The sequence below is a fragment of the Paraburkholderia sp. BR13439 genome (assembly GCF_040948805.1).
Taxonomy (GTDB): domain Bacteria; phylum Pseudomonadota; class Gammaproteobacteria; order Burkholderiales; family Burkholderiaceae; genus Paraburkholderia; species Paraburkholderia youngii.
The window spans coordinates 12,559-38,377 of record NZ_JBFPKN010000004.1 but is presented as its reverse complement, the minus strand read 5'-3'; the positions used below and the strand labels follow the sequence as shown (position 1 = coordinate 38,377).

Annotated in this window: 21 protein-coding genes; 12 read left to right on the top strand and 9 right to left on the bottom strand. The window is 64.0% G+C overall.

Annotated features, from left to right (window positions below; translation table 11 throughout):
- The first annotated feature begins 141 nt into the window (after positions 1–141).
- Positions 142–1,776: an acyl-CoA synthetase gene (locus tag AB3X96_RS09470; RefSeq protein WP_368589517.1), complete on the top strand. Its 1,635-nt coding sequence runs from the start codon at positions 142–144 to the stop codon at positions 1,774–1,776.
- A 72-nt stretch (positions 1,777–1,848) separates the two neighbouring features.
- On the opposite strand, the gene AB3X96_RS09465 is transcribed toward AB3X96_RS09470, so the two are convergent.
- Complete coding sequence (locus AB3X96_RS09465; RefSeq protein ID WP_368589516.1) at positions 1,849–2,487, bottom strand: LysE family translocator; 639 nt, start codon at positions 2,485–2,487, stop codon at positions 1,849–1,851.
- A gap of 462 nt (positions 2,488–2,949) precedes the next feature.
- Between AB3X96_RS09465 and AB3X96_RS09460 the strand changes: the two genes are divergently transcribed.
- Positions 2,950–3,216, top strand: a complete 267-nt coding sequence (locus tag AB3X96_RS09460) for an H-NS family nucleoid-associated regulatory protein (RefSeq protein ID WP_176107241.1) — start codon at positions 2,950–2,952, stop codon at positions 3,214–3,216.
- A gap of 95 nt (positions 3,217–3,311) precedes the next feature.
- Here the strand turns inward: AB3X96_RS09460 and pcaG are convergent, their stop codons facing one another.
- Together pcaG and pcaH are read right to left on the bottom strand one after the other, a co-directional pair.
- On the bottom strand, positions 3,312–3,899 hold the full coding sequence (gene pcaG / locus AB3X96_RS09455; RefSeq protein WP_176107242.1) for a protocatechuate 3,4-dioxygenase subunit alpha: 588 nt from the start codon (positions 3,897–3,899) through the stop codon (positions 3,312–3,314).
- 3 nt (positions 3,900–3,902) lie between these two features.
- On the bottom strand, positions 3,903–4,607 hold the full coding sequence (gene pcaH / locus AB3X96_RS09450) for a protocatechuate 3,4-dioxygenase subunit beta (RefSeq protein WP_368589515.1): 705 nt from the start codon (positions 4,605–4,607) through the stop codon (positions 3,903–3,905).
- A 111-nt stretch (positions 4,608–4,718) separates the two neighbouring features.
- Between pcaH and pcaQ the strand changes: the two genes are divergently transcribed.
- On the top strand, positions 4,719–5,741 hold the full coding sequence (gene pcaQ, locus AB3X96_RS09445) for a pca operon transcription factor PcaQ (protein ID WP_368589514.1): 1,023 nt from the start codon (positions 4,719–4,721) through the stop codon (positions 5,739–5,741).
- Between the two features lie 274 nt (positions 5,742–6,015).
- Positions 6,016–7,143, top strand: coding sequence for a 4-hydroxyphenylpyruvate dioxygenase family protein (locus tag AB3X96_RS09440; RefSeq protein ID WP_368589513.1), 1,128 nt, complete (start codon positions 6,016–6,018; stop codon positions 7,141–7,143).
- Between the two features lie 55 nt (positions 7,144–7,198).
- Here the strand turns inward: AB3X96_RS09440 and AB3X96_RS09435 are convergent, their stop codons facing one another.
- Positions 7,199–8,131 (bottom strand): LysR substrate-binding domain-containing protein, encoded by a 933-nt coding sequence (locus AB3X96_RS09435; protein WP_368589512.1) that lies wholly within the window; start codon positions 8,129–8,131, stop codon positions 7,199–7,201.
- Between the two features lie 126 nt (positions 8,132–8,257).
- Here AB3X96_RS09435 and AB3X96_RS09430 point away from each other — a divergent pair, with 126 nt between their 5' ends.
- Together AB3X96_RS09430 and AB3X96_RS09425 are read left to right on the top strand one after the other, a co-directional pair.
- On the top strand, positions 8,258–9,295 hold the full coding sequence (locus AB3X96_RS09430; protein ID WP_368589511.1) for a DUF1338 domain-containing protein: 1,038 nt from the start codon (positions 8,258–8,260) through the stop codon (positions 9,293–9,295).
- A gap of 62 nt (positions 9,296–9,357) precedes the next feature.
- A complete protein-coding gene (locus AB3X96_RS09425) occupies positions 9,358–12,330 on the top strand; it encodes an FAD-binding and (Fe-S)-binding domain-containing protein (protein WP_368589807.1) in 2,973 nt (990 codons plus the stop codon).
- A gap of 25 nt (positions 12,331–12,355) precedes the next feature.
- On the opposite strand, the gene AB3X96_RS09420 is transcribed toward AB3X96_RS09425, so the two are convergent.
- Together AB3X96_RS09420 and AB3X96_RS09415 are read right to left on the bottom strand one after the other, a co-directional pair.
- Positions 12,356–12,991: a helix-turn-helix domain-containing protein gene (locus AB3X96_RS09420; protein WP_176107248.1), complete on the bottom strand. Its 636-nt coding sequence runs from the start codon at positions 12,989–12,991 to the stop codon at positions 12,356–12,358.
- Positions 12,992–13,173: 182 nt separating this feature from the next.
- On the bottom strand, positions 13,174–13,995 hold the full coding sequence (locus AB3X96_RS09415; protein ID WP_368589510.1) for an oxaloacetate decarboxylase: 822 nt from the start codon (positions 13,993–13,995) through the stop codon (positions 13,174–13,176).
- A 229-nt stretch (positions 13,996–14,224) separates the two neighbouring features.
- Here AB3X96_RS09415 and AB3X96_RS09410 point away from each other — a divergent pair, with 229 nt between their 5' ends.
- A complete protein-coding gene (locus tag AB3X96_RS09410; RefSeq protein WP_368589509.1) occupies positions 14,225–14,536 on the top strand; it encodes a hypothetical protein in 312 nt (103 codons plus the stop codon).
- A 188-nt stretch (positions 14,537–14,724) separates the two neighbouring features.
- Here the strand turns inward: AB3X96_RS09410 and AB3X96_RS09405 are convergent, their stop codons facing one another.
- From AB3X96_RS09405 to AB3X96_RS09395, 3 genes are all read right to left on the bottom strand, one after another.
- Entirely contained in the window at positions 14,725–15,036 is a 312-nt protein-coding gene (locus AB3X96_RS09405; RefSeq protein ID WP_176378933.1) for a DUF4148 domain-containing protein, read from the bottom strand.
- 191 nt (positions 15,037–15,227) lie between these two features.
- A complete protein-coding gene (locus AB3X96_RS09400; protein WP_368589508.1) occupies positions 15,228–16,322 on the bottom strand; it encodes an aldose epimerase family protein in 1,095 nt (364 codons plus the stop codon).
- A gap of 34 nt (positions 16,323–16,356) precedes the next feature.
- Entirely contained in the window at positions 16,357–17,577 is a 1,221-nt protein-coding gene (locus AB3X96_RS09395; RefSeq protein ID WP_368589507.1) for a XylR family transcriptional regulator, read from the bottom strand.
- Between the two features lie 322 nt (positions 17,578–17,899).
- Between AB3X96_RS09395 and xylA the strand changes: the two genes are divergently transcribed.
- The 5 genes from xylA to AB3X96_RS09370 all read left to right on the top strand — a co-directional run bounded on the left by xylA (position 17,900) and on the right by AB3X96_RS09370 (position 25,793).
- On the top strand, positions 17,900–19,222 hold the full coding sequence (xylA, locus tag AB3X96_RS09390) for a xylose isomerase (RefSeq protein ID WP_368589506.1): 1,323 nt from the start codon (positions 17,900–17,902) through the stop codon (positions 19,220–19,222).
- Positions 19,223–19,351: 129 nt separating this feature from the next.
- A complete protein-coding gene (gene xylF / locus AB3X96_RS09385; RefSeq protein WP_176107254.1) occupies positions 19,352–20,380 on the top strand; it encodes a D-xylose ABC transporter substrate-binding protein in 1,029 nt (342 codons plus the stop codon).
- A gap of 95 nt (positions 20,381–20,475) precedes the next feature.
- On the top strand, positions 20,476–22,035 hold the full coding sequence (gene xylG, locus AB3X96_RS09380; protein WP_176107255.1) for a D-xylose ABC transporter ATP-binding protein: 1,560 nt from the start codon (positions 20,476–20,478) through the stop codon (positions 22,033–22,035).
- On the top strand, positions 22,032–23,231 hold the full coding sequence (locus AB3X96_RS09375; protein WP_368589505.1) for a sugar ABC transporter permease: 1,200 nt from the start codon (positions 22,032–22,034) through the stop codon (positions 23,229–23,231). The genes xylG and AB3X96_RS09375 overlap by 4 nt, the downstream gene beginning before the upstream one ends.
- 291 nt (positions 23,232–23,522) lie before the next feature.
- On the top strand, positions 23,523–25,793 hold the full coding sequence (locus AB3X96_RS09370; protein WP_368589504.1) for a molybdopterin cofactor-binding domain-containing protein: 2,271 nt from the start codon (positions 23,523–23,525) through the stop codon (positions 25,791–25,793).
- The last annotated feature ends 26 nt before the right edge of the window (positions 25,794–25,819 follow it).

The window sequence follows — 25,819 nt, the reverse complement described above, 5'->3', positions numbered from 1 at the left end:
CAAGGCGGGGCGCTAGCGGCGCCACTCTGTCATTTGAATGACAGACAGTTCATGACGACAATTGCTAGGCTAGGCCCTGGTTATTTATAGAAAGCGATCACAACAATCGGCGGCGCGGCTCGCGCCTCAGGAGACGAAGCAATGACACAGCACATGTTCGACGAAGGCCTCGGGCGGCGCGAGGCCAATTATGTCCCGTTGACGCCGATCGATTTCCTCGTGCGCGCAGCGCAAGTGTATGGCGAGCGGCTCGCGATCGTCCACGGGGAGATCCGCCGTAACTGGCGCGAGACGTATGAGCGCGCGCGGCGGCTCGCGAGCGCGCTGCACGAGGCCGGTATCGGCCGCGGCGATACGGTCGCCGCGCTGCTGCCGAACATTCCGCCGATGGTCGAGGCGCACTTCGGCGTGCCCATGGCCGGCGCCGTGCTGAACACGCTGAACACGCGGCTCGACGTCGCGACGCTGCTGTTCATGCTGCGCCACGGGGAGGCGAAGGCGTTGATCGTCGATACCGAATACGGCGAGTTCGCGCATCGCGCTGCGCTCGAATTCCCGGAACTGCGCGTGATCAGCGTGGCCGATGCGCAGGCCGCCGACGCCGCGCAGTTCATCCGCGCGACCGACTACGAGCAGTTCCTGCAAACCGGCGACCCGTCCTACGAGTGGACTCCGCCCACCGACGAATGGGACGCGATCGCGCTGAACTACACGTCGGGCACGACCGGTGACCCGAAGGGCGTGGTCTACCATCACCGTGGCGCGTATCTGAACGCGCTGAGCAACATTCTCGAATGGGATATGCCGAAGCACGCGGTCTATCTGTGGACACTGCCGATGTTCCACTGCAACGGCTGGTGCTTTCCGTGGACCGTGGCCGCGCGCGCGGGCGTCAACGTCTGTCTGCGCAAGTTCGACGCGAAGACCGTGTTCGAGCTGATTCGACGCGAGCACATCACGCACTACTGCGGAGCGCCGATCGTACAGAGTTCGCTCGCGAACGCGCCGGCCGAATGGCGCGAGGGCATCACGCATCGCGTGTCGACGATGGTCGCGGGCGCCGCGCCGCCGCCCGCGGTGATCGCGAAGATGAAGCAGATCGGATTCGACCTGACGCACGTGTACGGGCTCACAGAAACCTATGGCCCGGCGGCCGTCTGCGCGAAGCAGCAGGAGTGGGACGCGCTCGACGAGCAAATCAGCGCCGACCTGACCGCCCGCCAGGGCGTGCGGTATCACCTGCAGGCGGCGGTCGCGGTGCTCGATGCGGACACGCTCGCGCCGGTGCCGGACGACGGCGAAACGATCGGCGAGATCATGTTTCGCGGCAACATCTGCATGAAGGGCTATCTGAAGAACGAGCGGGCGACCGAAGCCGCTTTCAATGGCGGCTGGTTCCACACCGGCGATCTCGGCGTGCGCACGGCCGACGGCTATATCCGCATCCGCGACCGCAGCAAGGACATCATCATTTCGGGCGGCGAGAACATTTCGAGCATCGAGGTCGAGGACACGCTGTACCGGCATCCGGCCGTGTCGGTGGCGGCGGTGGTCGCGATGGCCGATCCGAAGTGGGGCGAGGTGCCGTGCGCGTTCATCGAGTTGAAGGAAGGCGCGCAGGCGACCGAGGAGGAAATCATCGCGCACTGCCGGCTGTTTTTGGCCGGCTTCAAGTTGCCGAAGGCGGTGCGCTTTGGCGAGTTGCCGAAGACCTCGACGGGGAAGATCCAGAAGTTCGAGTTGCGCGCGCGGATCAAGGCGGAGGGAAAAGCGTAACGCGCCGCGATTAACGCTGTTTCAGGGCGGCGCGCAGCGAGTCACGCCGGCGCGCGCCGCTTCATGTTGGCGTCAAATCCCAACCTTGTGCGCATTCAGAATCAGCCGCAGACCCAGAGCGGTCACCGCGCCCGCGGCGATGCGATCGATCCACGCCTTCCAGCGAAGATAGATTTCGCGCGGCCGTTGGCTCGAAAAGCACAGTGCGACGATCGTGTACCAGCCCGCTTCGATCGCGAAGATCGCCGGCGGCAGCGCGAAATAGCACCACACCGGCGGATGCTGCGGCAGCAGCGCGGCGAAGATACTGCCGTAATAGACGGCCGTCTTCGGATTGCTCAGCTGCGTGCTCAGGCCGATCCAGAACGACTTGCGCGGATTGACGCCGCTGCCGGTTTGCGTTTCGCCGAACGCGAGCGGCTTCGCGGCGCCGCGCCAGATTTTCGACGCCAGATAAACGAGGTAGACGCCGCCGGCCACTTTCAGCCCGACGTAGAGCCATTCGACCGTCGCGAGCAGCGTATAGAGACCGAGCAGCGCGATGCCGCTAAAAAACACACCGCCGATGCCCATGCCGAGCGCCGTCGCGAGACCGTCGCCGCGCGACAGGCCGATCGCGTTGCGCGCGACGATGACGAAGCTGGGTCCCGGACTCATCGCGCCCAATAGCAGCGCGGCGAGGATCGTGAGGATGGCGGTCGAGGCGGGCATGGTCGTGTCTCCTGAGATCGGGCCGATGCCAGATGTTCTGGCGAATCCCGGGTTTCGCATTGTCCGCCAATCGGGTGGTGGAAGCCACGATTACCGAAAACTCGGGAGTCCCGCAATTAGTACAATTAGAAAAACTTCTTTGCTGCGGCCAAAATACATCGAATGCTAGAATCGCTTTCGATACGCTGAAGTTCCCTCGCCACGACGAGGCGACGCACGAAGCGAAACACGGGCGCAATTCGAGCGCCTTCTATTCTTCGAGTAGCCGATTCGCTTGATCCCAGCGCTTTAATTCAGAATCTGACAGGCATCAGTTGCAAATGCGGGTTTTTACGCATTTGCAAGGATCGCTTGAATTCGTCGAATTGCTTTCGTTCAAAGTTGAATTAAGCACGAGCCTCGCGTTGTTATGCGAGTTGCCAGTTTGTCTAATGCCAGCAAGAGCTGCGACACCAATACGTTATGAAAGAACGAGAAGGACAACAACGACTGTTCGAACGCGACGAGAACCTGCGGGAGCGCATGATTGCGTGGATTCGCCGACGCATGGACGACCACAACATCACCCTCGAAGCGCTGGCCGAATCGCTCGAAGCCGATGCGAACGCCGTGGCCGCGGTGCTGTACCGCGACGCGTTCGGCAACACGTGGGACGGTCAGGGCGATAAACCGGCGTGGCTCGCGCGCGCGATTCACGCCGGACAAAGCATCGATCACTTCCGCTGCTAACGCGCGCAGGTGCACCGCGAAACGTCCGCGCGAAAAAAAGCCCGCACAAGGCGGGCTCGATTTTTACTGCTCGGAGCTTCGCGACGAATCGCGCATCACAGGTCGAAAAACACGGTTTCCTGATCGCCCTGCATGTGGATGTCGAAGCGGTACACGTTGGCCGTACCGGCAACGCGTCGCGCGATCAGCGTGTCACGGCGCTCGGCCGGCACCGACGCCAGCACGGCGTCCTGCTCGTTCGCCTGCGCTTCGTCCTCGAAATAAATGCGCGTGAACGTGTGCAGCAGCATGCCGCGCATCGTCAGGATCACGTCGATGTGCGGCGCTTCGTCGGGATTCGCGCGGCCCGGCTTCACCGTCTCGACGATGAAGCGCTTGTGCGGGTCCGTACCGGTACCGACGCGCGCAAAGCCGTGAAAGCCGGTCTTCAGGATGTCCTCGCGCGATTCCGGATAGTGGCCGTTCGAGTCGACCTGCGACATTTCGATCATCGCGTCGCCAACCACCTTGCCGTCGCCGTCGAACACCTGACCGACGATCGTGATGTGCTCGCCGGCCGCTTCCATGTCGGCCAGCACGTGCGTGAACAGGCTCTTGTAGTCGAAGTCGTATTGCTGCGGGCAAAGACCGTAGGCGAAGTACGGACCAACGGTTTGCGAAGGCGTTTGCTTGAGAGTCGTCATGGCTTAGCGCTCCATCGGGGTTTCGTTCGGGCCGCGCAGCACGATGTCGAAATCGTAGCCGAGCGCATAGGCCTCTTGCGTAATGTCGAGCGAGAACTTCGAGATCATGCGCTCACGGGCGTTTTCCGGAGTGCCCTGGTAGATCGGGTCGAACGCGAGCAGCGGATCGCCGGGGAAGTACATCTGCGTGACGAGACGCGAGCCGAAGTGGTCGCCGAACAGCGAGAAGTGGATGTGCTGCGGACGCCATGCGTTCGGATGGTTGCCCCACGGATACGCGCCCGGCTTGATGGTCAGGAAGCGGTAACGGCCATCGTTGTCAGTGATGCAGCGGCCCGCGCCGAGGAAGTTCGGATCGAGCGGCGCGTCGTGCTGGTCGGCCTTGTGCACATAGCGGCCGGCGGCGTTCGCCTGCCAGATTTCCACGAGCGTGTTGCGCACCGGACGGCCGCCTTCGTCGAGCACGCGGCCCGTCACGATGATGCGCTCGCCGAGCGGTTCGCCATTGCGCACCGCGTTGCGGGTCAGGTCGTTGTCGAGCGGATCGAGGTCGTCGCTGCCGTAGACCGGCACGCGCTGGTCGCGCAGACGTTCTTTCAGCGGAATCAGCGCACGGGTCGGGCCGCGCTTGACCGACGAACCGTACGGCGGATAGACGTACTCGGGATGGGACGCGAAATCTCGCGGGGAAAGAATTGAATCTTCCATGAAGTGTCTCCGTTGGAGGAATCGGGGGATGCGGCGTTATGACTCGCACTTTATACAAAGCAGGCGGTTATGAAAAATGACGTTTTTGCCCGTTTCGTATAACCTTCCGTTATGCAACGCAGTCTCGCGGATAGCCGCGTCAAATTTCGCCATCTCCAGTGCTTTCTGGCCGTCGCGCAGTTCGGCAGCGTCCAGCGGGCGGCGGACAGTCTGTCGATCACGCAGCCGGCGGTATCGAAGACGGTCGCCGAGTTGGAAACCATTCTCGGCGTGAAGCTGTTCGAGCGCGGCCGTCACGGCGCGGTGCCGACGCGCGAGGGGCAGCTTTTCATGCCGCACGCAAGCGCCTGCGTGAGCGCGCTGCGCCAGGGCGTCGATCTGCTGGCGCGCGCCGAGGGCGCGGCCGCCGCGACGCTCGAAGTCGGCGTGCTGCCCACTGTCGCCGCGGTGCTGGTTCCGCCCGTGCTGAGACAGTTCGCGACGCAGTGGCCACGCGTGATCGTGCGCCTCGCGACCGGCGCAAATCCGGAATTGCTCGAACGCCTGAAAGCGGGTTCGATCGAATTCGCGATCGGCCGCCTTGCGGACCCCGAGCGGATGGTCGGCCTGAGCTTCGAGCAGTTGTTTACCGAGCCGCTGATCGCGGTCGTGCGCGCCGGGCATCCGCTCGCGCAGGGAACGGCCTTGCCGGCCACGTCGCTGGAGGATTTTCCGATCGTGCTGCCGCCGTTCGGCACGCTGATCCGCCAGTCGACGGAAAGCCTGCTGAGCGCGTGGGGCGTGGCGCCGTTGTCAGGGTTCGTCGAGGTGTTGTCGGTATCGACGGGGCGTGCGCTCACGCTCGAAAACGGCGCGGTGTGGTTCGTGCCGCAAAGCGCGGTCGAATACGAACTCGCGCACGGCATGCTGGTGCGCTTGCCGTTGCCGTTTGCGGGCACCGGCGAGCCGGTGGGGCTGATCCGTCGCTCGGATACGCAGCCGTCGGCGGTGGGGCGCGCGTTTATCGAGGCGGTGCGCGAGGTCGCGCGGGGCAGAATGGCGGCGGTGTCGGGCAAGGATGCGGGCAAAAGCACCGGTAAAACCGCCGGCAAAACGGTGCGCAAAAGCGGCCCGGGCGACGCGCCGCTCGAGTGATCCGGCGGCCTGCCGCACGCATGCCCCCGAGCGCCCATCGGCATGCCGTTCTCCGTATGAACCAACCAGTACAAAATGACGGTTGCGAATGCCCCGCGACCCGGTGTAAAAACACGGTGCGAAAGCCGCCGCGGTCCGTTTTTTTCCGCGGCACGCCGCGTGCACGCCACGAGCGGGCACGCGTCACGCAGCCCATCGCGAGCGGCCGGAACGGTTCGCGCCGAACCCCGGAAAGACCGGCCACCGCATCGAAAGACCGTACAAGGAGATTGCCATGCCCAGCGACTTGCCCACTCCCGAGGCCGCGCAGCGCGCCGTGATCGCGCCGGAGCACAATCCGCTCGGCACGGCCGGCCTCGAATTCGTCGAGTTCGCCGCCCGCGATCCGCAGGCGCTCGGCGAGACCTTCAAGCGGCTCGGCTTCAAGGCGATCGCGCGTCATATCAGCAAGGACGTGACGCTGTACCGTCAGGGCGAGATGAATTTCCTGGTCAACGCGGAGCCCGATTCGTTCGCGGCGCGCTACGCGGAGGAATACGGGGTCGGCATCTGCGCGATCGGGATTCGGGTCGCCGACGCGCAGCGCGCGTTCGCACGCGCGGTGGAACTCGGCGCGTGGGAGTTCGAGGGCGAACGCCTCGGGGCCGGCGAACTGCTGATTCCGGCGATTCAAGGTATCGGCGATTCCCACATCTATTTCGTCGATCGCTGGCGCGGACGCGGCGGTCAGCGCGGCGGCCTTGGCGATATCTCGATCTTCGACATCGACTTCCGCCCCATCGAAATCGACACGGCCGAAGCCGATCTGAGTCACGCGGGCAGCGGCCTGATCGCGGTCGATCATTTGACGCAAACCGTTGGGGAAGGCCGCATGCAGGAGTGGATCGACTTCTATCGCGACCTGCTGAATTTCCGCGAGATTCACGAGTTGCACGCGAATTGGCACGTGTCGGCGGAATCGCGCGTGATGGTGTCGCCGTGCGGCGCGATCCGCATACCGCTGTACGAGGAGGGCACGCGCCGGACCAACCTGATGCACGAGTATCTGCCCGATCATCCGGGCGAAGGCGTGCAGCACATTGCACTCGCCACTGACGACATCTTCGCGTGCGTCGAGCGTCTGCTCGCGAACGGCGTCGAATTCGTCGAGCCGCCGCCGCGCTACTACGAGCAGCTCGATGCACGCTTGCCGGGCCACGGGCTCGATGTCGAGCGGCTGCGGCGCACGCATGTGCTCGTGGACGGTGAGATCGGCGCGGACGGCGTGCCGCTGCTGTTTTTCCAGACCTTCGTACGCCGTCGCGCCGGCGAGATCTTCTTCGAGATCGTGCAACGCCAGGGACATCATGGCTTCGGCGAAGGCAATTTGGCCGCATTGGCGCAGGCGCGCGCCTCCAACTGAGTCTCACACGGTCGCATGTGTGATTGATCCAATCACACATGCGACTGGCGTTTCCTCACGCTCCCTCGGGCCGCTCCGCCAACTCCGGATAAATCGCGCCGTACGCGGCCGCTTCGCGCAGCAGCCACTCGCGGAAATTCGCAAGCGGTTTGCCGTGGCTCAACTCGGTTGGGTACACGAGGTAGTACGCGGCGTCGGCAACGGCGGGTCCGTCGAACGGAATCACGAGACCGAACTGCTGCAACTGCGTGTCGACGAAGAAGCGCGGTACCAGTGCAATGCCGAGTCCGGCCGCGGCCGCGCTGATCAGCATCGTGTGCAGTTCGTAGCGCACGCCCTGCATCGTGCGATTGTCGTCGACGCCGAAATTTGCGAACCAGCTCGCCCAGCCATCGGGTCGCGTCGTCGAATGAAGCAGCGGATAGCTGAGTAGTTCGGCGACGTTACGGACCGGCCGCTTCAGCAGACTCGCCGCGCAGATCGGCACCACTTCCTCGCTGAACAGAAAATCGGCCGACGTACCCGGCCACGTCGGCTTGCCGTAGTGAATCGCCGCTTCGAAATGCGTGTCGGCGAACGGGAACGTCGCGGTACGCACGCCCATGTTCACGCGCACGTCCGGGTATTGTTCATTGAATCTCGCCATGCGCGGAATCAGCCATTGCGATGCGAACGTCGGCAATACCGCGAGTTCCAGATAGCCGCCGCCGCTGCCGTGCGCGATGATCGACAGCGTGTCGCGATCGAGGTGTTCGAGCGAGCGTCGCACCTGCGCGCTGTAGACCTTGCCCGCGCGCGTCAGCACCACGCGTTGCTTGACGCGCACGAACAGCCGCACGCCTAGATTGCTTTCGAGCGTATTGATCTGTCGCGACACCGCGCTTTCGGTGAGGAACAGTTCGCGCGCCGCATGCGTGAAGCTCTCGTGCCGCGCCGCGGCTTCGAACGCGAGCAGCGCGCCCATGTTGGGAATCTTGAACTTTCGCACGTTAATTCCAAAAACGCATCAAGTGGCGATTTTATCTCGCTTTACGGGGGCGGAGCGGATTTTGAATAATCTCGCCCGTCATGTGGCGCTCGTGCGGGCGCTCAACGTTTAGCGTGGAGAAGCCGAATGCGAAACCTGAAGAATGCGAACGTCGAACAACTGCTGGTGAAGCTGCTGGGCGCGGAGAAGACCGCGCGCCTGTTTGCGACGCTGAATCATCCGCATGTGTTGAACGAGTGGGAAAGCGGCAGCGTCACGCGTGCCGAACTCGCACAGGCGATGAACATGGCGCTGTTCGACGATCTGCTCGCGCGCTCGGAAAACGGCCGCCGCTATACGGAGGAAGCCGTCGCCGCCGGCGGCAGCGTGTACTTCGATCATGGCGCGCTGCGCACCGTGCGCTGGCCGCACAGCGGCGCGCTGCCGCCCGGCGAGGCCGCGTTCGCGCGCATCCTGCGGCCGCTCGGCTTTCGGATCAACGGCCGTTATCCACTCGATCGGCTCGGCATGACCGGCCGCGCATGGGCGCATGACGACGCGCCCGACGAGATCGCGCAGTTCTTCGTCAGCGAACTGCACCCGGAGCGTTTTTCCGCGGCGTTCCAGCAGGCGGTGACGAACGTGATCGGTGCATCGCGCGATCCGTTGACGCCGCGCGCTAGTGGCCTGTTGTGGGAACTCGAACGCGACGGCGTGCTGCCGATCGATGCGGCGCAAGAGTTGCTACCGGTAATAGTCGGTGCGTTCGCGCGTCAGCACGAGATGCCACGCGAGGCCGACTACGAAGTATTGTTGAAGGAGTCGGCGGAGATGGCGTGGATCGCGACCGAAGGTAACGCGTTCAATCACGCGACCGATCGCGTCGCGGATGTGTTCAAGCTGTCGGACGAACAGAAGGCGAAGGGTCGGCCAATGAAGCCGGACGTCGAGCATTCGCGTTCCGGGCGCGTGTTCCAGACCGCGTATCGCGCGGATCTCGTGCAACGCGAATTTCGCGCGGCTGACGGCAGTGTCGTCGCGCGCGACGTGCCGGGCTCGTTCTACGAATTCATCACGCGCAAGCGCAGTTTCGATCAGGACGCGCGCCGCTGGGAAACCGACCTGCGGTTCGACGCGGGCAACGCACAGGGCATCTTCCGCATGACCGCAAGCCAGGCGGCCTGAGCGCATACGACGGCGCAAGCGCCGGCATCGCAGAGAGGAGCGCAGTGGGGACGTCATTGTCATTGGATGAAGAGCGCCGGGTCGACGAGCGCGGCGCTTCGAATGAACCGCGTGTCGCAAGGCCTTTCGCGGGCAGCGCCGCGGTATTGCAGGCGCTCGAAAGCGATCTGCGCCAGCATGTGCGCGGCGAAGTGCGCTTCGATCGGGGTTCCAAAGCACTGTACGCGTCGGATGCGTCGAACTATCGGCAAGTCCCGCTCGGTGTGGTGATACCGGCCGATATCGACGATCTGCTCGCGACGCTCGCCGCATGCCGTCGCAACGACGTGCCGTTTCTCCCGCGCGGCGGCGGCACCTCACAGAACGGCCAGTGCGTAAACGTCGCGGTCGTCGCCGATGCGAGCAAGTACCTGAATCGCGTCGTTTCGATCGATCCGCTGGCGGGCGTCGCGATCGTCGAGCCCGGCGTCGTGTGCGACTCGTTGCGCGATGCCGCCGAACAGCACGGCCTCACGTTCGCGCCCGATCCCGCCACGCATAGCCGCTGCACGCTAGGCGGCATGATCGCGAACAACTCGTGCGGCGCGCATTCGGTGATGGCCGGCAAGACCGTCGAGAACATCGAGGCGCTCGAAATCGCGACCTTCGACGGCGCGCGTTTCTGGGTCGGCCCGACCTCCGAAGAAGAACTCGAACGCATCATCGCGGCGGGTGGTCGTCAAGGCGAAATCTACGCGGCGCTCAAGCAACTGCGCGACACGTACGCGGAACGGATTCGCGCGAAATTCCCGAAGATCAAGCGGCGCGTGTCGGGCTTCAACCTCGATCAACTGCTGCCGGAAAACGGCTTCAACGTCGCGCGTGCGCTGGTTGGCAGCGAAGGCACCTGCGCGGTCACGTTGCAGGCGAAAGTGAGACTCGTGAAGAGTCCGGCGAGGCGCGTGATCGTCGTGGTCGGCTTCCCCGACATCTATACGGCGGCGGACACCGTGCCGCATTTCATGCGCTGCGGGCCGATCGCAGTCGAGGGACTCGACCGCGCGATCATTCGCGGCCTGCAGGCGCGCGGGCTGAAGAAGGATGAGATCGCACTGCTGCCCGAAGGCGATGCATGGGTCATGCTCGAATTCGGCGCGGATACGCAGCATGAAGTTCTGCAACAAGCACGCGACGCCGCCGCGTATTTTCAGTCGGGCGCGGCGGGGCCGGAAATCTCGACGGTGCTCGTCGAAGAACGCGCATTGCAGGCGAAGGTGTGGTCGATTCGTGAGACTGGCGCGTCGGCGGTCGCGTTGTCGGTGGATCGCGACAAGCCCGATCCGGTGGTCGGCTGGGAAGATGCCGCGGTCGATCCGCTGCGGCTCGGCGATTATCTGCGCGCGTTTCAGGCGCTCGTCGATCGCTATGGCTACGAGACGAGCCTGTACGGCCATTTCGGCGACGGCTGCGTGCACGCGCGCATCACGTTCGATCTACGCAGCGCGGAAGGTATCGCGACGTGGCGCGGGTTCTTGCGCGAAGCGGCGGAACTGGTGGTCGAATTCGGCGGCTCGCTGTCGGGCGAACACGGCGATGGCCAGGCGAAGGCCGAGTTTCTGCCGATCATGTACGGCCCCGAACTGATGCAGGCGATGGAGCAGTTCAAGGCGATCTGGGACCCGGCGAATCGTTTGAATCCGGGCAAGGTCGTGCATGCATACCGCGCCGACGAAAACCTGCGCACGGGTCCCGCGTACAAGCCGGTGACGCTGCATACGAAGCTCGCGTTCGCGAGCCAGGAAGGCGACGGATTTCAGCGTGAGATCGAGCGCTGCATCGGCATGGGCAAATGCCGCTCGCTCGAAGGCGGCACGATGTGTCCGAGTTATCGCGGCACGCGCGAGGAAAAGTACTCGACGCGCGGGCGCGCTCATCTGTTCTGGGAAATGCTGCAAGGCGACGTGATCGCCGATGGCTGGAACAGCCGCGAAGTGAAGGAAGCGCTCGATACCTGCCTCGCATGCAAGGGCTGCAAGTCCGATTGCCCGACGCATACGGACATGGCGTCGTACAAGGCGGAGTTCCTTTCTCACTACTATCAAAACAGTCGCCGGCCGCGTCAGGCGCTGTTCATGGGGCGGATCGGCGAATGGGCGCCGTGGGCCGCGCGTTTTCCACGCGTGACCAACTTTCTGACGACGGCGCCCGGTTTGTCCGCGCTCGGCAAATGGATGGCGGGCGTGGCGCAGACCCGGGCGTTGCCGCGCTTTGCCGCTACGACTTATAGACGGAGCGCATCGTCGCAAGCATCCGCGATTGATGCGCGCGGCGGCGACGCAAAGAAAGTGATCCTGTGGGTCGACACGTTCAACGACCACTTCACGCCGGAGATCGCGCGGGCCGCAGCTGATGTGCTGACGCAACTGGGCTGGCGCGTCGTCCTGCCGAAGAAGCGTTTGTGCTGCGGACGTCCGCTGTACGACTTTGGTCTGCTCGAACGCGCGCGCGAACTGCTCACGTATATCGTCGACGATCTCGCGGACGACATCGCCGCCGGCGTGCCGCTGGTCGGTCTGGAGCCTGGCTGTCTATCGGTGTTCAAGGACGAGTTGCTGAAGCAACTCCCCAATCATGCGTTGGCGAAGAAGCTATCCACGCAAACCTATCTGTTTGCCGATTTCGTCGCGCGTCAGCCGTTCGAGTGGCCGACGCTCGAGGCCGATGTGATCGTGCATGGCCATTGTCATCAGAAGGCGCTATTCGGCATGCAGGGCGATACGGCGCTGCTGAACAAGCTCGGCGTCAGATGGAAACTGCTCGATACCGGCTGCTGCGGGATGGCGGGATCGTTCGGCTTCAATGTCGAGCATCACGCGTTGTCAGAAAAGATCGGCGAGGACAAGCTATTTCCGTCCGTGCGCGACGCGATGGCGGCGAATGCGCAAACGATCGTGCTGACCAACGGCTTCAGTTGTCGCGAGCAGATCGAGCACGGTACGGGCCGACACGCACTGCATATCGCGCAACTCGCGCAACGGGCGCTGGCGGCGCGCTGAGTGCGCGCGCGCCGTGCAGGGCGCGCTATTTCTTCGCTGAATCGTTCGCGGCAGGCGGTGTATGCGGAAGGTCCGCATTGGTCGCCATCCACAACACTTCGGCGTCTTCCTCGCTGGTCGACACCGCCGCGTGACCCGTGCGGCTGTCGAAGTAGAGGCTGTCGCCCGCGTTCAGATGTGTCGGCGCGTACAGCTCCGAATAGAGGCACACGCTGCCGCTGATCACGTAGAGAAACTCCTCGCCTTCGTGGCGGCCCCAGTCGTCGAAGGCGTCGAGCGTGTGCGCGGAGATGCGGATGCGAAACGGCAGCATCGCCTTGTGCGCGAGATCGGTGGCGAGCAACTCCATCTGATAGCCGCGATACGCGTGGCGCTGGCCTTCGTTTTTGCGCGTCAGCGCGCGCCGGCCGCTCGCGCTGACTTTCGGCGTCGAGCCGAACAGTTCGCCGATTTCGATCTTCAGGCCCAGCACGATTTTTTGCAGCACGTCGAAAGTGGGGGACATCAGGCCGTTTTCGATTTTCGACAGCGTCGAGCGCGAGACGCCGCACAGGCGGCTCGCGGTTTCGAGCGTCAGATCCTGCGCCTGACGGGCGGCGCGCACGCGCCGGCCGAGATCGGAGGACGCGGTGTCGGCGGATTTGGTGAGATGGGTGTCCATGAGGCTTGCTGCGGGTCAGGTATGCGCTTGATCGGGGCGAACAATGTTTCCGATCATAACATTTGGCTTGACGGCTGCCTCTGTGCGCCGATTCATGCGTTCGCGCGCTTTTCTCATCGGAAACGCCGCCACTTTCCCATCACTTCGATGCGGCGCGCGAACACCTGCGTGCACGGCGTTTTTCACGCGTTGCGATTGAAAAGCTCATTGAGCTGCTTGCCCGCCACCGCGCCGGTGAAGTCGAAGCGGCCATCGGCCAGCGCCTGAGCGGCCTGCATGAAGCCACCCCACGCCGCGCGCGCGAGCCCGCCCCCGACGCTGATCCGCCGGACGCCGAGCGCGGCCACGTCCCGCAACGTCAGCGTCGAGGTCGAGCCGATCAGCAGATTGACGGGCTTCGGCGCGACGGCCGCGACCACCGCTTCGATCTGCTCGCGCGTCTGGATGCCGGGCGCATACAGGCAGTCCGCGCCCGCCGCCGCATAGGCCTTCAAACGCGCGATGGCATCGTCGAGATCGGCCTTGCCGGCGAAGAAATTCTCCGCGCGGCCGACCAGCAGCGTATCGCCGCCGTTCTGATCGATCGCAAGGCGCGCGGCGCTGAGCCGCTGCACCGCGACGTCGACCGGAAACAGCGGCGCGGCGGGGTTGCCGGTCGAGTCCTCGATCGACAGACCCGCGACGCCCGTTGCCACCGCGAGCGCCACGCTCTCGGCCACTTCTTCCGGATCGCGGCCAAAGCCGTTTTCGAAGTCGGCATTGACCGGCAGCTCGGTCGCATCGACGATCGCCCGCAGGTGTGCGAGGATCGTTTCGCGCGGCAAGGTGTTATCCGCGTGTCCGGTCGACCACGCAAAACCAGAACTGGTAGTGGCGAGCGCCTTGAAGCCGAGCGTATGCAGATAACGGGCGCTGCCCACGTCCCACGGATTGGGCAGCACGAAACAGCCAGACGAGTGCAGCGCGCGGAAAGCGGCGCGTTTTTCAACGGCGGTGCGGGGCATCGCATGTCTCCTTGGAATGAGGAAGCGCGGCTCCCTCGTTGAGGGGAAAACGTCGGGTCAACTGATGCTTGGGCAAATCGGCATTCACAATGGGAAAGTCTATGTCCGTATCGAAAGCGCGGCCGATGATTGGTGGCGACTTTCGCGGGCGTTGCGAATAATTCAAAATGCCGACAGCGAACAAGTCGGCCCAGAAATGCGAAGGGCCCTTTCCCAAAGGAGGCGCGACATGAACATCGCGACGTGGATACGGTCGATCCCTGCCGTGTTGGTGCTCACGCTCGTTGGCTGCGCCGCGGGCGGCGGGAACGGCGGCGCGCAAACCCATCTGAGTGCAACGCAATGCCAGGACCTGACCGACCTCAAGAACAAGGCGCCGGCCACGCATCAGCGGAGCATGAGCGAACTGACAGCGCTGCAGCAAGCAGGCTACCACCCTGAACGACGCTTCGATCCTGACTATCCGGCGAGTCTCGAGCGCGCGCAGCGTCAGGTGAACATCTGGTATCAGACGGAATGCCCGCAGGCACGGTCTGGCTGAATCCGCGGCGGCGTGGGAATTAGCGGTACGGTTCGTGGGGCCGCAGATAAGTAGAAAAGCGAGCGCATGTGTTGAAAACATGCGCTCGCTTCATATCGGTACAAAACGGCGAAAATCGCAAAGACGGAAAAGCCGCTAACTCACGAATCCTTCCTCGCTGCGGAGATTCGCAACGCGTTTGCGGCTCGTTATTGACCGTCCGGATTGACTACCATCGGATGATGGCCCGATTGCGACGATCCGCCCATCGGCGACCCGTAACCCGAGGTATTGGCTTGTCCGTTCCCTTTCATCGCGGCGACACGTGCCTCGGCCGCCTGAATGTCCGCGGGATACTGGGCATCGAGCGAGATGGCCGGGTTATAGCCATTCTGTTCAAGTTGCTGCACTTCCGCTTTGACTTCGGCTCGCGTGACCGGCTGTTCCGATTGTGCGAACGACGCGACCGGCGCAGCAGCGATCACGGCCGTAAGCGCAACTGCCTGGATAAGCGATTTCATGATGTTTCCCTCCGTAGTTGTGTATCCGGCGCCGCAGGGATGCCGGCGCCATAAAAACAGTCTAGAAGGGTGCGTACTTCGGGAAAACCACTAGTCGACTAATTCAGTATTGCAGAGAACGGCTAGTCGGCGAACTGTAATCTGGCCGTCGCGGTGTTCGGAAAACACCGGAAAAGCGCCCGTAAATCCAGTCACACACCTTCGCGTACATCGACGCGGTAAGTCGTGACTTGGCGGTAGGTATCGCCGGGTCGCACGATCACTTCGTCGTGGCCGGCCATATTGACCTCGTTCGGAAAACCGCCCGCCTCGAGGCACAAGCCGGCGTGCCGTTGATAGCGAACGCCCCCGCGTCCCGGGTTGCCGTTCAACGCGTTGCCCGTGTAAAACTGCAAGCCCCGCTGATCGGTCGCGACGGTCAGTTCGCGTCCGCTGCCTGGATCATATGCGCAGGCAACTTCGCGCAGCGGCAGCGCGTGGCCATCGTCGCCGTTTATCGCGTCTGCCGGCGCCTCGCGCAGCACGTAGCAATGATCGAAGCCGCCAGCGCGCGCGAGTTGCGAGTGCGGCCAGTCGAGCCGTCCGCCGATCGGCGCGCTCTGCCGGAAGTCGAATGCGTTGCCCGCGACGTCGGCGAGCTTGCACGGAATCATCGTCGCGTCGACTTCGAAAAAGCGCTCGGCGTCGATCGACAGCACGTGGCCGCGAATGTCGGTGCCCGCGCGCCCGGTCAGGTTGAAGTACGGATGGCTGGTCAGATTGAGCGGCGTCGGCGCGTCGGTGATCGCTTCGTAGCCGATCGTCAGCGTGCCGTCGTCGTCGAGCGAATAGCGCACCTGCACCGTCACGTTGCCCGGAAAACCGGCGTCGCCTTCAGGCGACTCGAGGCGCATCAGCAATGCGCCGTCGTCCTCGGCGACGTCCCACAACGCGCGATGAAAACCGACTGTGCCGCCGTGCAGCAGGTTCGGACCTTCGTTGCGATCCAGCGTGTACTCGATGCCGTCGAGCGCAAAGCGCGCGCCCGCAATGCGATTCGCCCAGCGGCCGATCAGTCCGCCCATGTAGGTCGAGGCCGCCACGTATTCGGCGGGCGTGTCGTGGCCGAGCAGAATATCGCCGAGACGTCCGGCGCGATCCGGCGCGTGCCACGAAACCAGCGTCGCACCGAGGTCGCTGATGGCGACTTTCATGCCGTGTGCGTTACGCAGCGTATAGAGCCGGACTCGATCGCCGCCCTGCAGCGTGCCCCATGGTTCGGAAGAGAGTTGTGCGATGCTGATCATGTGGTCAGTGCGAAGAAAAAATGGAAAAGCATGCTCAGCCAGTGGTTTTCGTCTTCGGGCCCACGCGCTCCTGGTATTCGCGGGGCGTGCAGCCGAGTTCGCGGCGAAATACCGCGTACATGTATTGCAGCGACGTGAAGCCGCAACGAATCGCGACTTCCGCGCTCGACGCATCGCGTTTCGCCAGCAGCGACTTCGCGACGTCGAGCTTATGGCGCAGGATCTCCTGATGCACGGTGCATTGCCGCTCGCGCCGGAAATACTCTTCGAGCGACGAACGCGAAACGCCCACGTAGTCGGCCACCTGCTCGGTGCGGATGCCTTGGCACGCGTACTGGCGGATGAAATGGCGCGCGCGCATCACGTACGGACTCGCGAGCGGCTGATGCCGCGTCGATTCGAGCACGTTGATGCCGACCGGCGGCACCAGAATGCGGCGCCCCGGAAAGCGCGCGCCGTGCAGCATCTGATGCAGGATGTGCGCGGCGGTACGGCCCATTTCCTCAGTGCCCTGAATCACCGACGACAGCGGAATGCGCGTCAGCGTGCGCGTGAGCGGATCGTTGTCGATGCCGATGATCGCGACTTCCTCGGGCACCGGAATGCCCGCGATCAGACAGGCTTGGAGCAAATGCCGTGCACGCGCGTCGGTCACCGCGATGATGCCGACCGGCTTGGGCAGTTGCCGCAGCCACGTGGTCAGCTGTTCGATCGCCTGGTTCCAGGACGGCGCGCTCGTCGACAGACCGCGATAGATTTCGCTATCGATCTGCGCCGCGCTGTGTCCGTCCGCGCTGCGCAGATGCGCGAAGGCGAGTTCGCGCTGTTGCGCCCAACGGTTTTCCTGCGCCTGCGGCAGGCTGTACAGCGCGAAGTTTTCGAGGCCCGCGCCGATCAGATGCGTGTACGCGAGCGACACGAGCTTGCTGTTGTCGGTCGCGATATAGGGTAAATCCGAGGGGTACTGCGTCGGATCCTCGTACGACGAACCGACCGCGACCACCGGCAGCGGGCAGTCGCGCAGGGCTTCGCCGACGGCGGGATCGTCGAAGTCCGCGATGATGCCGTCGCCGTCGAAGCGCTGGATGCCGGCGAGCCGGCAGCGGAAGTCCTCTTCGAGGAAGAGATCCCATGCGACGCGGGTCGACAGCAGGTAGTTGCCGATACCGGTGATGATCTCGCGATCGTAGACCTTGTTCGCGTTGAACAGCAGCGCGATCCGATGGGTTGTCTGAGGTGCTTGTGGACGGGGCATGGCGGTGTGCGGCGTGCGGACGATGGACCACGCGCCTTTGTCTCCATTGTGTCGGGTGCCTGGGGGCAACTCCGTTTTTAAGCGTCTGGCTATTCTAGGCGTCGAATCGCGCGCCGGCAGTAAACAAACGCGCCGGCGGTAAGAAACATCAAGCGCGCTGCGAAATTTCGCAATTGCCGGCACATCGTGCAAGCGGCAGCATGGCGTCACCTCGTCGGCCTGCACGGCCAAGCCGCGCGGGTCGCGGTGAAGAATGCAAAGAAAACCTTTCATGGGACCCGGGTAGTCGCCTTGCGGCAACTCGGGCCGACTGGAGACGACGATGTCCTACTTCGAACACATTCCCGAGATTCGTTACGAAGGCCCGCAATCGGACAACCCGCTCGCGTACCGTCACTACGACAAAACCAGGAAGGTACTCGGCAAGACGCTCGAGGAGCATCTGCGTATCGCCGTGTGCTATTGGCACTCGTTCGTCTGGCCCGGCGTCGATATCTTCGGTCAGGGCACGTTCCGGCGGCCGTGGCAGCAACCCGGCGACGCAATGGAGCGGGCGCTTCAGAAGGCTGACGCCGCGTTCGAATTCTTCTCGAAGCTCGGCACGCCGTACTACACGTTCCACGATACCGACGTCGCGCCCGAAGGCGCGAGCGTCAAGGAATACAGCGAGAACTTCCTGCGCGTGTCCGACTACATCGCGCGCAAGCAGCAGGATACCGGTATCAAATTGCTGTGGGGCACCGCGAATCTGTTTTCGCATCCGCGTTACGCGGCCGGTGCCGCGACCAATCCGAATCCGGAGGTGTTCGCCTTTGCGGCGACCCAGGTGCGTCATGCGCTCGACGCGACGCTGCGCCTCGGCGGTGAGAACTACGTGTTGTGGGGCGGACGTGAAGGCTACGACACGCTGCTGAACACCGACCTCGTGCGCGAACGCGAGCAGTTCGCGCGCTTCCTGCACATGGTGGTCGAGCACAAGCACCAGATCGGTTTCAAGGGCACCCTGCTGATCGAGCCGAAGCCGCAGGAGCCGACCAAGCATCAATACGACTACGATGTCGCGACCGTGCATGGCTTCCTGCTGCAGCACGGTCTCGACAAGGAGATCCGCGTCAACATCGAGGCCAATCATGCGACGCTCGCGGGCCACTCGTTCCATCACGAAATTGCGACCGCGTTCGCACTCGGCATCTTCGGCAGCATCGATGCGAATCGTGGCGATCCGCAAAACGGTTGGGATACCGACCAATTCCCCAACAGCGTCGAGGAACTGACTCTGGCCTTCTACGAGATTCTGCGCCACGGTGGCTTCACGACCGGCGGCATGAACTTCGATGCGAAATTGCGGCGCCAGAGTGTCGATCCCGAAGACCTGTTTTATGGCCACATCGGCGCGATCGACAACCTCGCGCTCGGCCTCGAACGCGCGGCGGTGCTCGTCGGAAACGAGCGCCTCGAACAGTTCAAGCGGCAACGCTACGCGGGTTGGGATGGCGAGTTCGGCCGCAAGATCCTGTCCGGCGAGTATTCGCTGTCGACGCTCGCGGAGGACACGCTGGCGCGCGATCTGAATCCGCGGCATGTGAGCGGGCAGCAGGAACGCATGGAAAACATCGTAAATCAGGCGATTTATAGCGGACGTTGAATAAAGATTGCGCGGCCACGTGGACCGCGCGCACCAGCAAGCAGTGGGTTCTCGCTTGTCCGAGTCTGCGGCTCGCAGCGCAGACCGATACGTCCGGTATTCCGGCGATCACTAACGAAGGAGACAAAAATGAAGTTCGCAATGCGTCGTAACGTACTGAGCTCGCTGCTGTGCGGCGCGGTACTCGCCAGCCTGTCGCTCGCCGCGCCGCTCGCGCACGCCAGCAAGGATCACCCGGAAATCGGCTTCTGCATCGACGATCTGCGCGTCGAGCGCTGGTCGCGCGATCGCGACTATTTCGTCGCCGCGGCGGAAAAGCTCGGCGCGAAGGTGTCCGTGCAATCGGCCGATGCGAGCGAAGAGCGTCAGATCTCGCAGATCGAAAACCTGATCTCGCGTGGCGTCGACGTAATCGTGATCGTGCCGTTCAACTCGAAGACGCTCGGCAACGTGGTGGCCGAAGCACGCAAAGCGGGCATCAAGGTCGTGTCGTATGACCGCCTGATCCTCGACGCCGATATCGACGCCTACATCTCGTTCGACAACGAGAAGGTCGGCGAAATGCAGGCGCAGGGCGTCTACGACGCGCGGCCGAAGGGCAACTACTTCCTGCTCGGCGGCGCACCGACCGACAACAACGCGAAGATGCTGCGCCAGGGTCAGCTGAAGGTGCTGCAACCGGCGATCGACAAGGGTGACATCAAGGTCGTCGGCCAGCAGTGGGTGCCGGAGTGGAGCGCATCGACCGCGCTGCGCATCATGGAAGACGCACTGACCGCGAACAACAACAAGATCGACGCAGTCGTCGCGTCGAACGACGGCACCGCTGGCGGCGCGATCCAGGCGCTCGCGGCGCAAGGCCTCGCGGGCAAGGTACCTATCTCGGGTCAGGATGCCGACCTCGCGGCTGTGAAGCGCGTGGCTGCCGGCACGCAGACGATGACGGTCTACAAACCGCTGAAGCTGATCGCGGGCGAAGCGGCGAAGCTGTCGGTCGCGCTGGCGAAGGGTGACAAGCCGGCGTTCAACGCGCAGTACGACAACGGCAAGAAGAAGGTCGATACGGTGCTGCTGCAGCCGACCAAGCTGACGAAGGCGAACCTCGACACCGTCGTGAAGGACGGCTTTTACACGCAAGAGCAACTCGCGAGCAAATAACACTAAGACGGGTGTGATGTGAACGCCACGCTCCCGGGCCATCGCGCCCGGGAGCGTGCTCGAACATCGGCCCAACTTGCAGCGAGGCATAGCGAATGACGCAACCTCTTCTGACGATGCGCGGCATCGTCAAAGCTTTTTCCGGCGTGAAGGCGCTCGATGGCATCGATCTGACCGTATCGCCGGGCGAATGCGTGGGCCTGTGCGGCGAAAACGGCGCGGGCAAATCGACGCTGATGAAGGTACTGTCCGGCGTGTATCCGCATGGAACCTGGGATGGCGAAATAACCTGGGAAGGCGAGACGCTGAAGGCCGCGAGCGTACGCGACACCGAACGCGCGGGCATCATCATCATCCACCAGGAACTGATGCTCGTGCCGGAGCTGTCGGTCGCGGAAAACATCTTTCTCGGCAACGAAATCACGCTGCCGGGCGGCCGCATGAATTACGCGGCGATGTATCAGCGCGCCGACGAACTGCTGCGCGAACTCGGCATCAGCGGCATCAACGCCGCGCAGCCCGTGATGAACTACGGCGGCGGCCATCAACAGCTGATCGAAATCGCGAAGGCGCTGAACAAGCGCGCGAAGCTGCTGATTCTCGACGAACCGTCGTCGTCTCTGACCGCCTCCGAAATCGCGATTCTGCTCGACATCGTGCGCGATCTGAAACGGCGCGGCATCGCCTGCGTGTACATTTCCCACAAGCTCGACGAAGTCGCGGCAGTCTGCGACACGATCAGCGTGATTCGCGACGGCCGCCATGTCGCGACCGAGCCGATGCACGCGCTGACGACCGAGCGGATCATCGCGCTGATGGTCGGCCGCGAGATCAAGAATCTGTTTCCGCGCGAGCCGCATCCGATCGGCGACGTGATCTTCGAAGCCCGCAACGTCACCTGTTTCGACGTGACGAATCCGCGCCGCAAGCGCGTGGACGACGTGTCGTTCTCGTTGCGACGCGGCGAGATTCTCGGCGTCGCCGGGCTCGTCGGCGCGGGCCGCACCGAGCTGATGCAGGCGATCTTCGGCGCGTATGCGGGCATCAGCGAGGCACATGTCGTGCTCGACGGCAAGCCGCTGAAGATCCGCGCGCCGATCGACGCGATTCGCGCCGGCATCGCGATGGTGCCCGAGGACCGCAAACGCCACGGCATCGTGCCGGGCATGAGCGTCGGCCATAACATCACGCTTGCGGTGCTGCAGCGTTTCGCGTCGGGCGGACGCATCGATTCCGCAGCCGAACTCGACACGATTCATACGGAAATGAAGCGGCTTTCCGTGCGCGCGGCGAATCCGATGCTATCGATTGCAAGTCTGTCGGGCGGCAATCAGCAGAAGGCCGTGCTCACCCGCATGCTGCTGACCAACCCGACCGTGCTGATCCTCGATGAACCGACGCGCGGCGTCGATGTCGGCGCCAAGTACGAGATCTACAAGCTGATCTTCCAGCTGGCGCAGCGCGGCATGTCGATCGTGATGGTGTCGTCCGAATTGCCGGAAGTGCTCGGCATCAGCGACCGTGTGCTGGTGATCGGCGAAGGCGAATTGCGCGGCGACTTCGTCAACGACGGTCTCACGCAGGAAGACATTCTCGGCGCCGCGATCCGCCCCGTGCATCTATCTACGAACTCAACCGCAGCGAGTGCCGCATGACTCCCGACGTAACTTCCCAACGCACCGACAACGCCGCGCCGCGAGACACATTCGGCGGCACGCAACGGCTCCAGCAACTGTTCGCGCGCTACAAGATTCTCGCGCTGCTGATTGCCGTGGCCGTGATCTGGATTTTCTTTTCGGCGCTTACGCACGGCGCGTTCGTCACGCCACGCAACCTGTCGAATCTGCTGCGGCAGATGTCGATTACCGGCATGCTGGCGTGCGGCATGGTGTTCGTGATCATCGCCGGTGAAATCGACCTGTCGGTCGGCTCACTCCTCGGCTTGCTCGGCGGCGTTGCGGCGATTCTCGACGTGAACCGGCACTGGCCGATCGGCGTGACGATTCCGGTCGTGCTGCTGCTCGGCATCGTGGTCGGCTTGTTCAACGGCTGGTGGTCGACGTATCGGCGCGTGCCGTCGTTTATCGTCGGGCTCGGCGGCATGCTGGCGTATCGCGGCATTCTGCTCGGTATTACGGGCGGGTCAACGATCGCGCCGGTGTCGGACAGCTTCGTGTTCGTCGGCCAGGGCTATCTGCCGCGGCTCGCCGGCGACACGCTCGCCGTCGTGCTGTTCCTGCTGCTGGCCTTCCTGACGATCCGCCAGCGCGCCAACCGGCAGCGTTATCAGTTGCGCGTCGTGCCGTTCTGGCAGGACGTCGCGAAGGTGGTCGGCGCGGGCGCGATTCTCGCCGGCTTCGTCGCGATGCTCGACAACTACGGCGGCATTCCGGTGCCGGTGTTGCTGCTGCTCGCGCTGCTCGGCATCTTCACGTGGATCGCGACACAGACCGTGTTCGGACGCCGCATCTACGCGGTCGGCTCGAATCTCGAAGCGACGCGGCTCTCGGGTGTCAACACCGACCGCGTGAAGCTTGCGATCTTCGCGCTGATGGGGCTGATGTGCGCGTTCGCCGGCATCGTCAACACGGCGCGGCTCGCGGCCGGTTCGCCGTCGGCCGGCTCGATGGGCGAGCTCGATGCGATCGCCGCGTGCTTCATCGGCGGCACGTCGATGCGCGGCGGCTCCGGCACCGTGTACGGCGCGCTGATCGGCGCGCTGGTGATGGCGAGCCTCGACAACGGCATGTCGATGCTCGACGTCGACGCATACTGGCAGATGATCGTGAAGGGCGGCATCCTCGTGCTGGCCGTATGGATCGATGTGGTCTCGGGTTCGAACCGCCGTTGATCCGGTCGCATGATCGCCTGATTGAATCAAAGCGCAAGGTTCGCGGTGTGCCAGCGGTTTTAAGCACGCTCGCACACCGCGGCCCGCGCGATAGCAGTTAATGAAACACCCCACGACTTTCCCCCGCCGCTTTCAGTCCCCGCCTTTCCACGCCGCACGGCCGCTCCGGGTTCACGCGCGCATTTAAGTCTCACGCACGCCGATTCGTCTTATTACTATTCGCAGTCAAAGACGGGTGCATCAGCGCTGTCGCCGCTTTCCTACCATCGAGCCAGCCGAGCGAGTCATGCCATGTTGACGCGCAGAACCTTTCTGCTTGGCGGCGCCAGTGCGTTGGGCGGGCTGCTGGTCGGCTGGGGCGTGCTGCCGCCGCGCCAGCGCCTGATGACGTCGACGCCGCTGCCGACGCAAGGCACGCAGGTCGCGCTGAACGGCTGGGTCAAGATCGACACCGATAACCGTGTGACGATCATGGTGCCGAAGGCCGAGATGGGGCAGGGCATCCATACGGGGCTTGCGATGCTGCTCGCCGAAGAGCTCGACGCCGACTGGTCGCAGGTGCACGTCGAAGAGGCGCCGATCGACCGGATCTACAACGCGGTGCAGAGCATCGTCGACGATCTGCCGTTTCGCCCGGACGACGACAGCTATATCCGGCGCGGCACCGTGTGGATTACGAGCAAGGCGGTGCGTGAGATCGGCACGATGATGACGGGCGGCTCGTCGAGCATGAACGATCTCTGGACGCCGATGCGCGAGGCCGGTGCGTCGGCGCGCGTGATGCTGATCGGGGCGGCGGCCGAGCGCTGGGACGTGCCGGTCCGCGAATGCCGCGCGGAACAGGGCTACGTGCTGCATCCGCGGGGCCATAAGGCGACGTTCGGCGAGTTGTCGTCGGTGGCCTCAGGCCAGCCGCTGCCGCGCAGCGTCGTCCTGAAGCAGCCCGCCGACTTCAAGCTGATCGGCCAGCCCGTGCGGCGCATCGAAGCCGCGTCGAAAATCGACGGCGCGGCGCGCTTCGGCATCGACGTGCTGCCGAACGGCCTGGTCTATGCGAGCGTCGTGATGTGCCCGACGCTCGGCGGCACGGTCGCGCATTTCGACGCGACGCCCGCGCAAAAGATGCCGGGCTTCATCAAGGCGCTCGCCGTGCGGCCGTATGCGGGCGGCACCGGCGGCGTAGCCGTGATCGCGGACAATGCGTTTCACGCGATGAACGCGGTCGAGGCGATCAACGTGAGCTGGCATCACGGCGAGGCCGCGAAGCTGTCGAGCACGGAGGTGGATCGCCACCTCGTCGACGCGCTCGACCATACGGACGGTCACGTGTATTACGACATCGGCAACGTCGACAACGCGATGAGCCGCGCGGCGCGCAAGATCGAAGCGGTCTATCACGCGCCCTACCTCGCGCATGGCGCGGTCGAGCCGCTGAACTGCACGGTGCAGGTCGCCGACGGCGCGGCGACCGTCTGGCTATCGACGCAAATGCCGCGGCTCGCGCGGCACCATGCGGCGAAAGTGCTCGACCTCGACGTCGATCTCGTCGATGTGCAGACGCAGTTGTTGGGCGGCGCGTTCGGCCGGCGCCTCGAACTCGATTTCGTCGCGCAGGCCGCGGCGATCGCGCGCGAGGCCGATGGCCTCCCGGTGCAGACCATCTGGTCGCGCCAGCAGGATTTCACGCACGACTTCTACCGGCCCGCGTGCACGGCATGGCTGCAGGCCGGCTTCGACGAACAGGGCAAGCTGGTCGCGTGGCACGCGAAGTCGGCGGGCCAGGCGATCGTGCCGGATGCGCTCGCGCGCTACTACGACATGCCCCGCATTCCGATCGACAAGACCACCTGCGAAGGCGCGTTCGATCAACCGTACGAGTGGCCGGCCGCGCGCGTGTCGCACAAGATCGTCGAATTGCCGGTGCCGATCGGCTTCTGGCGCTCGGTCGGGCACTCGCATCAGGCCTTCTTCACCGAGAGCTTCACCGACGAAGCCGCCGCCGCGGCCGGCCAGGACCCGATCACGTTTCGCGCGATGCTGCTCGCCCAGCATCCGCGTCATCTGGCGGTCCTGAAGCGTGTCGAGAAGTTATCGGACTGGGGGCGTCCGCTCAAACCCGCCGCCGATGGCGCGCGCTGCGCACGTGGCGTCGCGTTGCACGAGGCATTCGGCAGCGTCGTGGCGCAGGTCGCGGAGGTGTCGATCGGGGCGAACCGGCAGATTCGCGTGCATCGCGTGGTGTGCGTGATCGATTGCGGCTTACCGGTGAACCCGAACCTGATCCGTCAGCAGATGGAAGGCGGCATCGTGTTTGGGCTGTCGAGCGCGTTGCAGAACGAGATCACGATCGTCAACGGCCAGGTGCAGCAGAAGAACTTCGTGGACTTTCCGGTCGTGCGGATGAACGTGTGCCCGGCGATCGAAGTCGACATCATGCCGAGCCAACTGCATCCGCAAGGTGTCGGCGAGCCGGGCGTGCCGCCGATCGCGCCGGCGGTGGGCAATGCGGTGTTCGCGCTGACGGGGCAGCGTTTGCGGGCGCTGCCTTTGCGGCTTGCATGACGGACGGCGGACAGGCAACAGCTTGC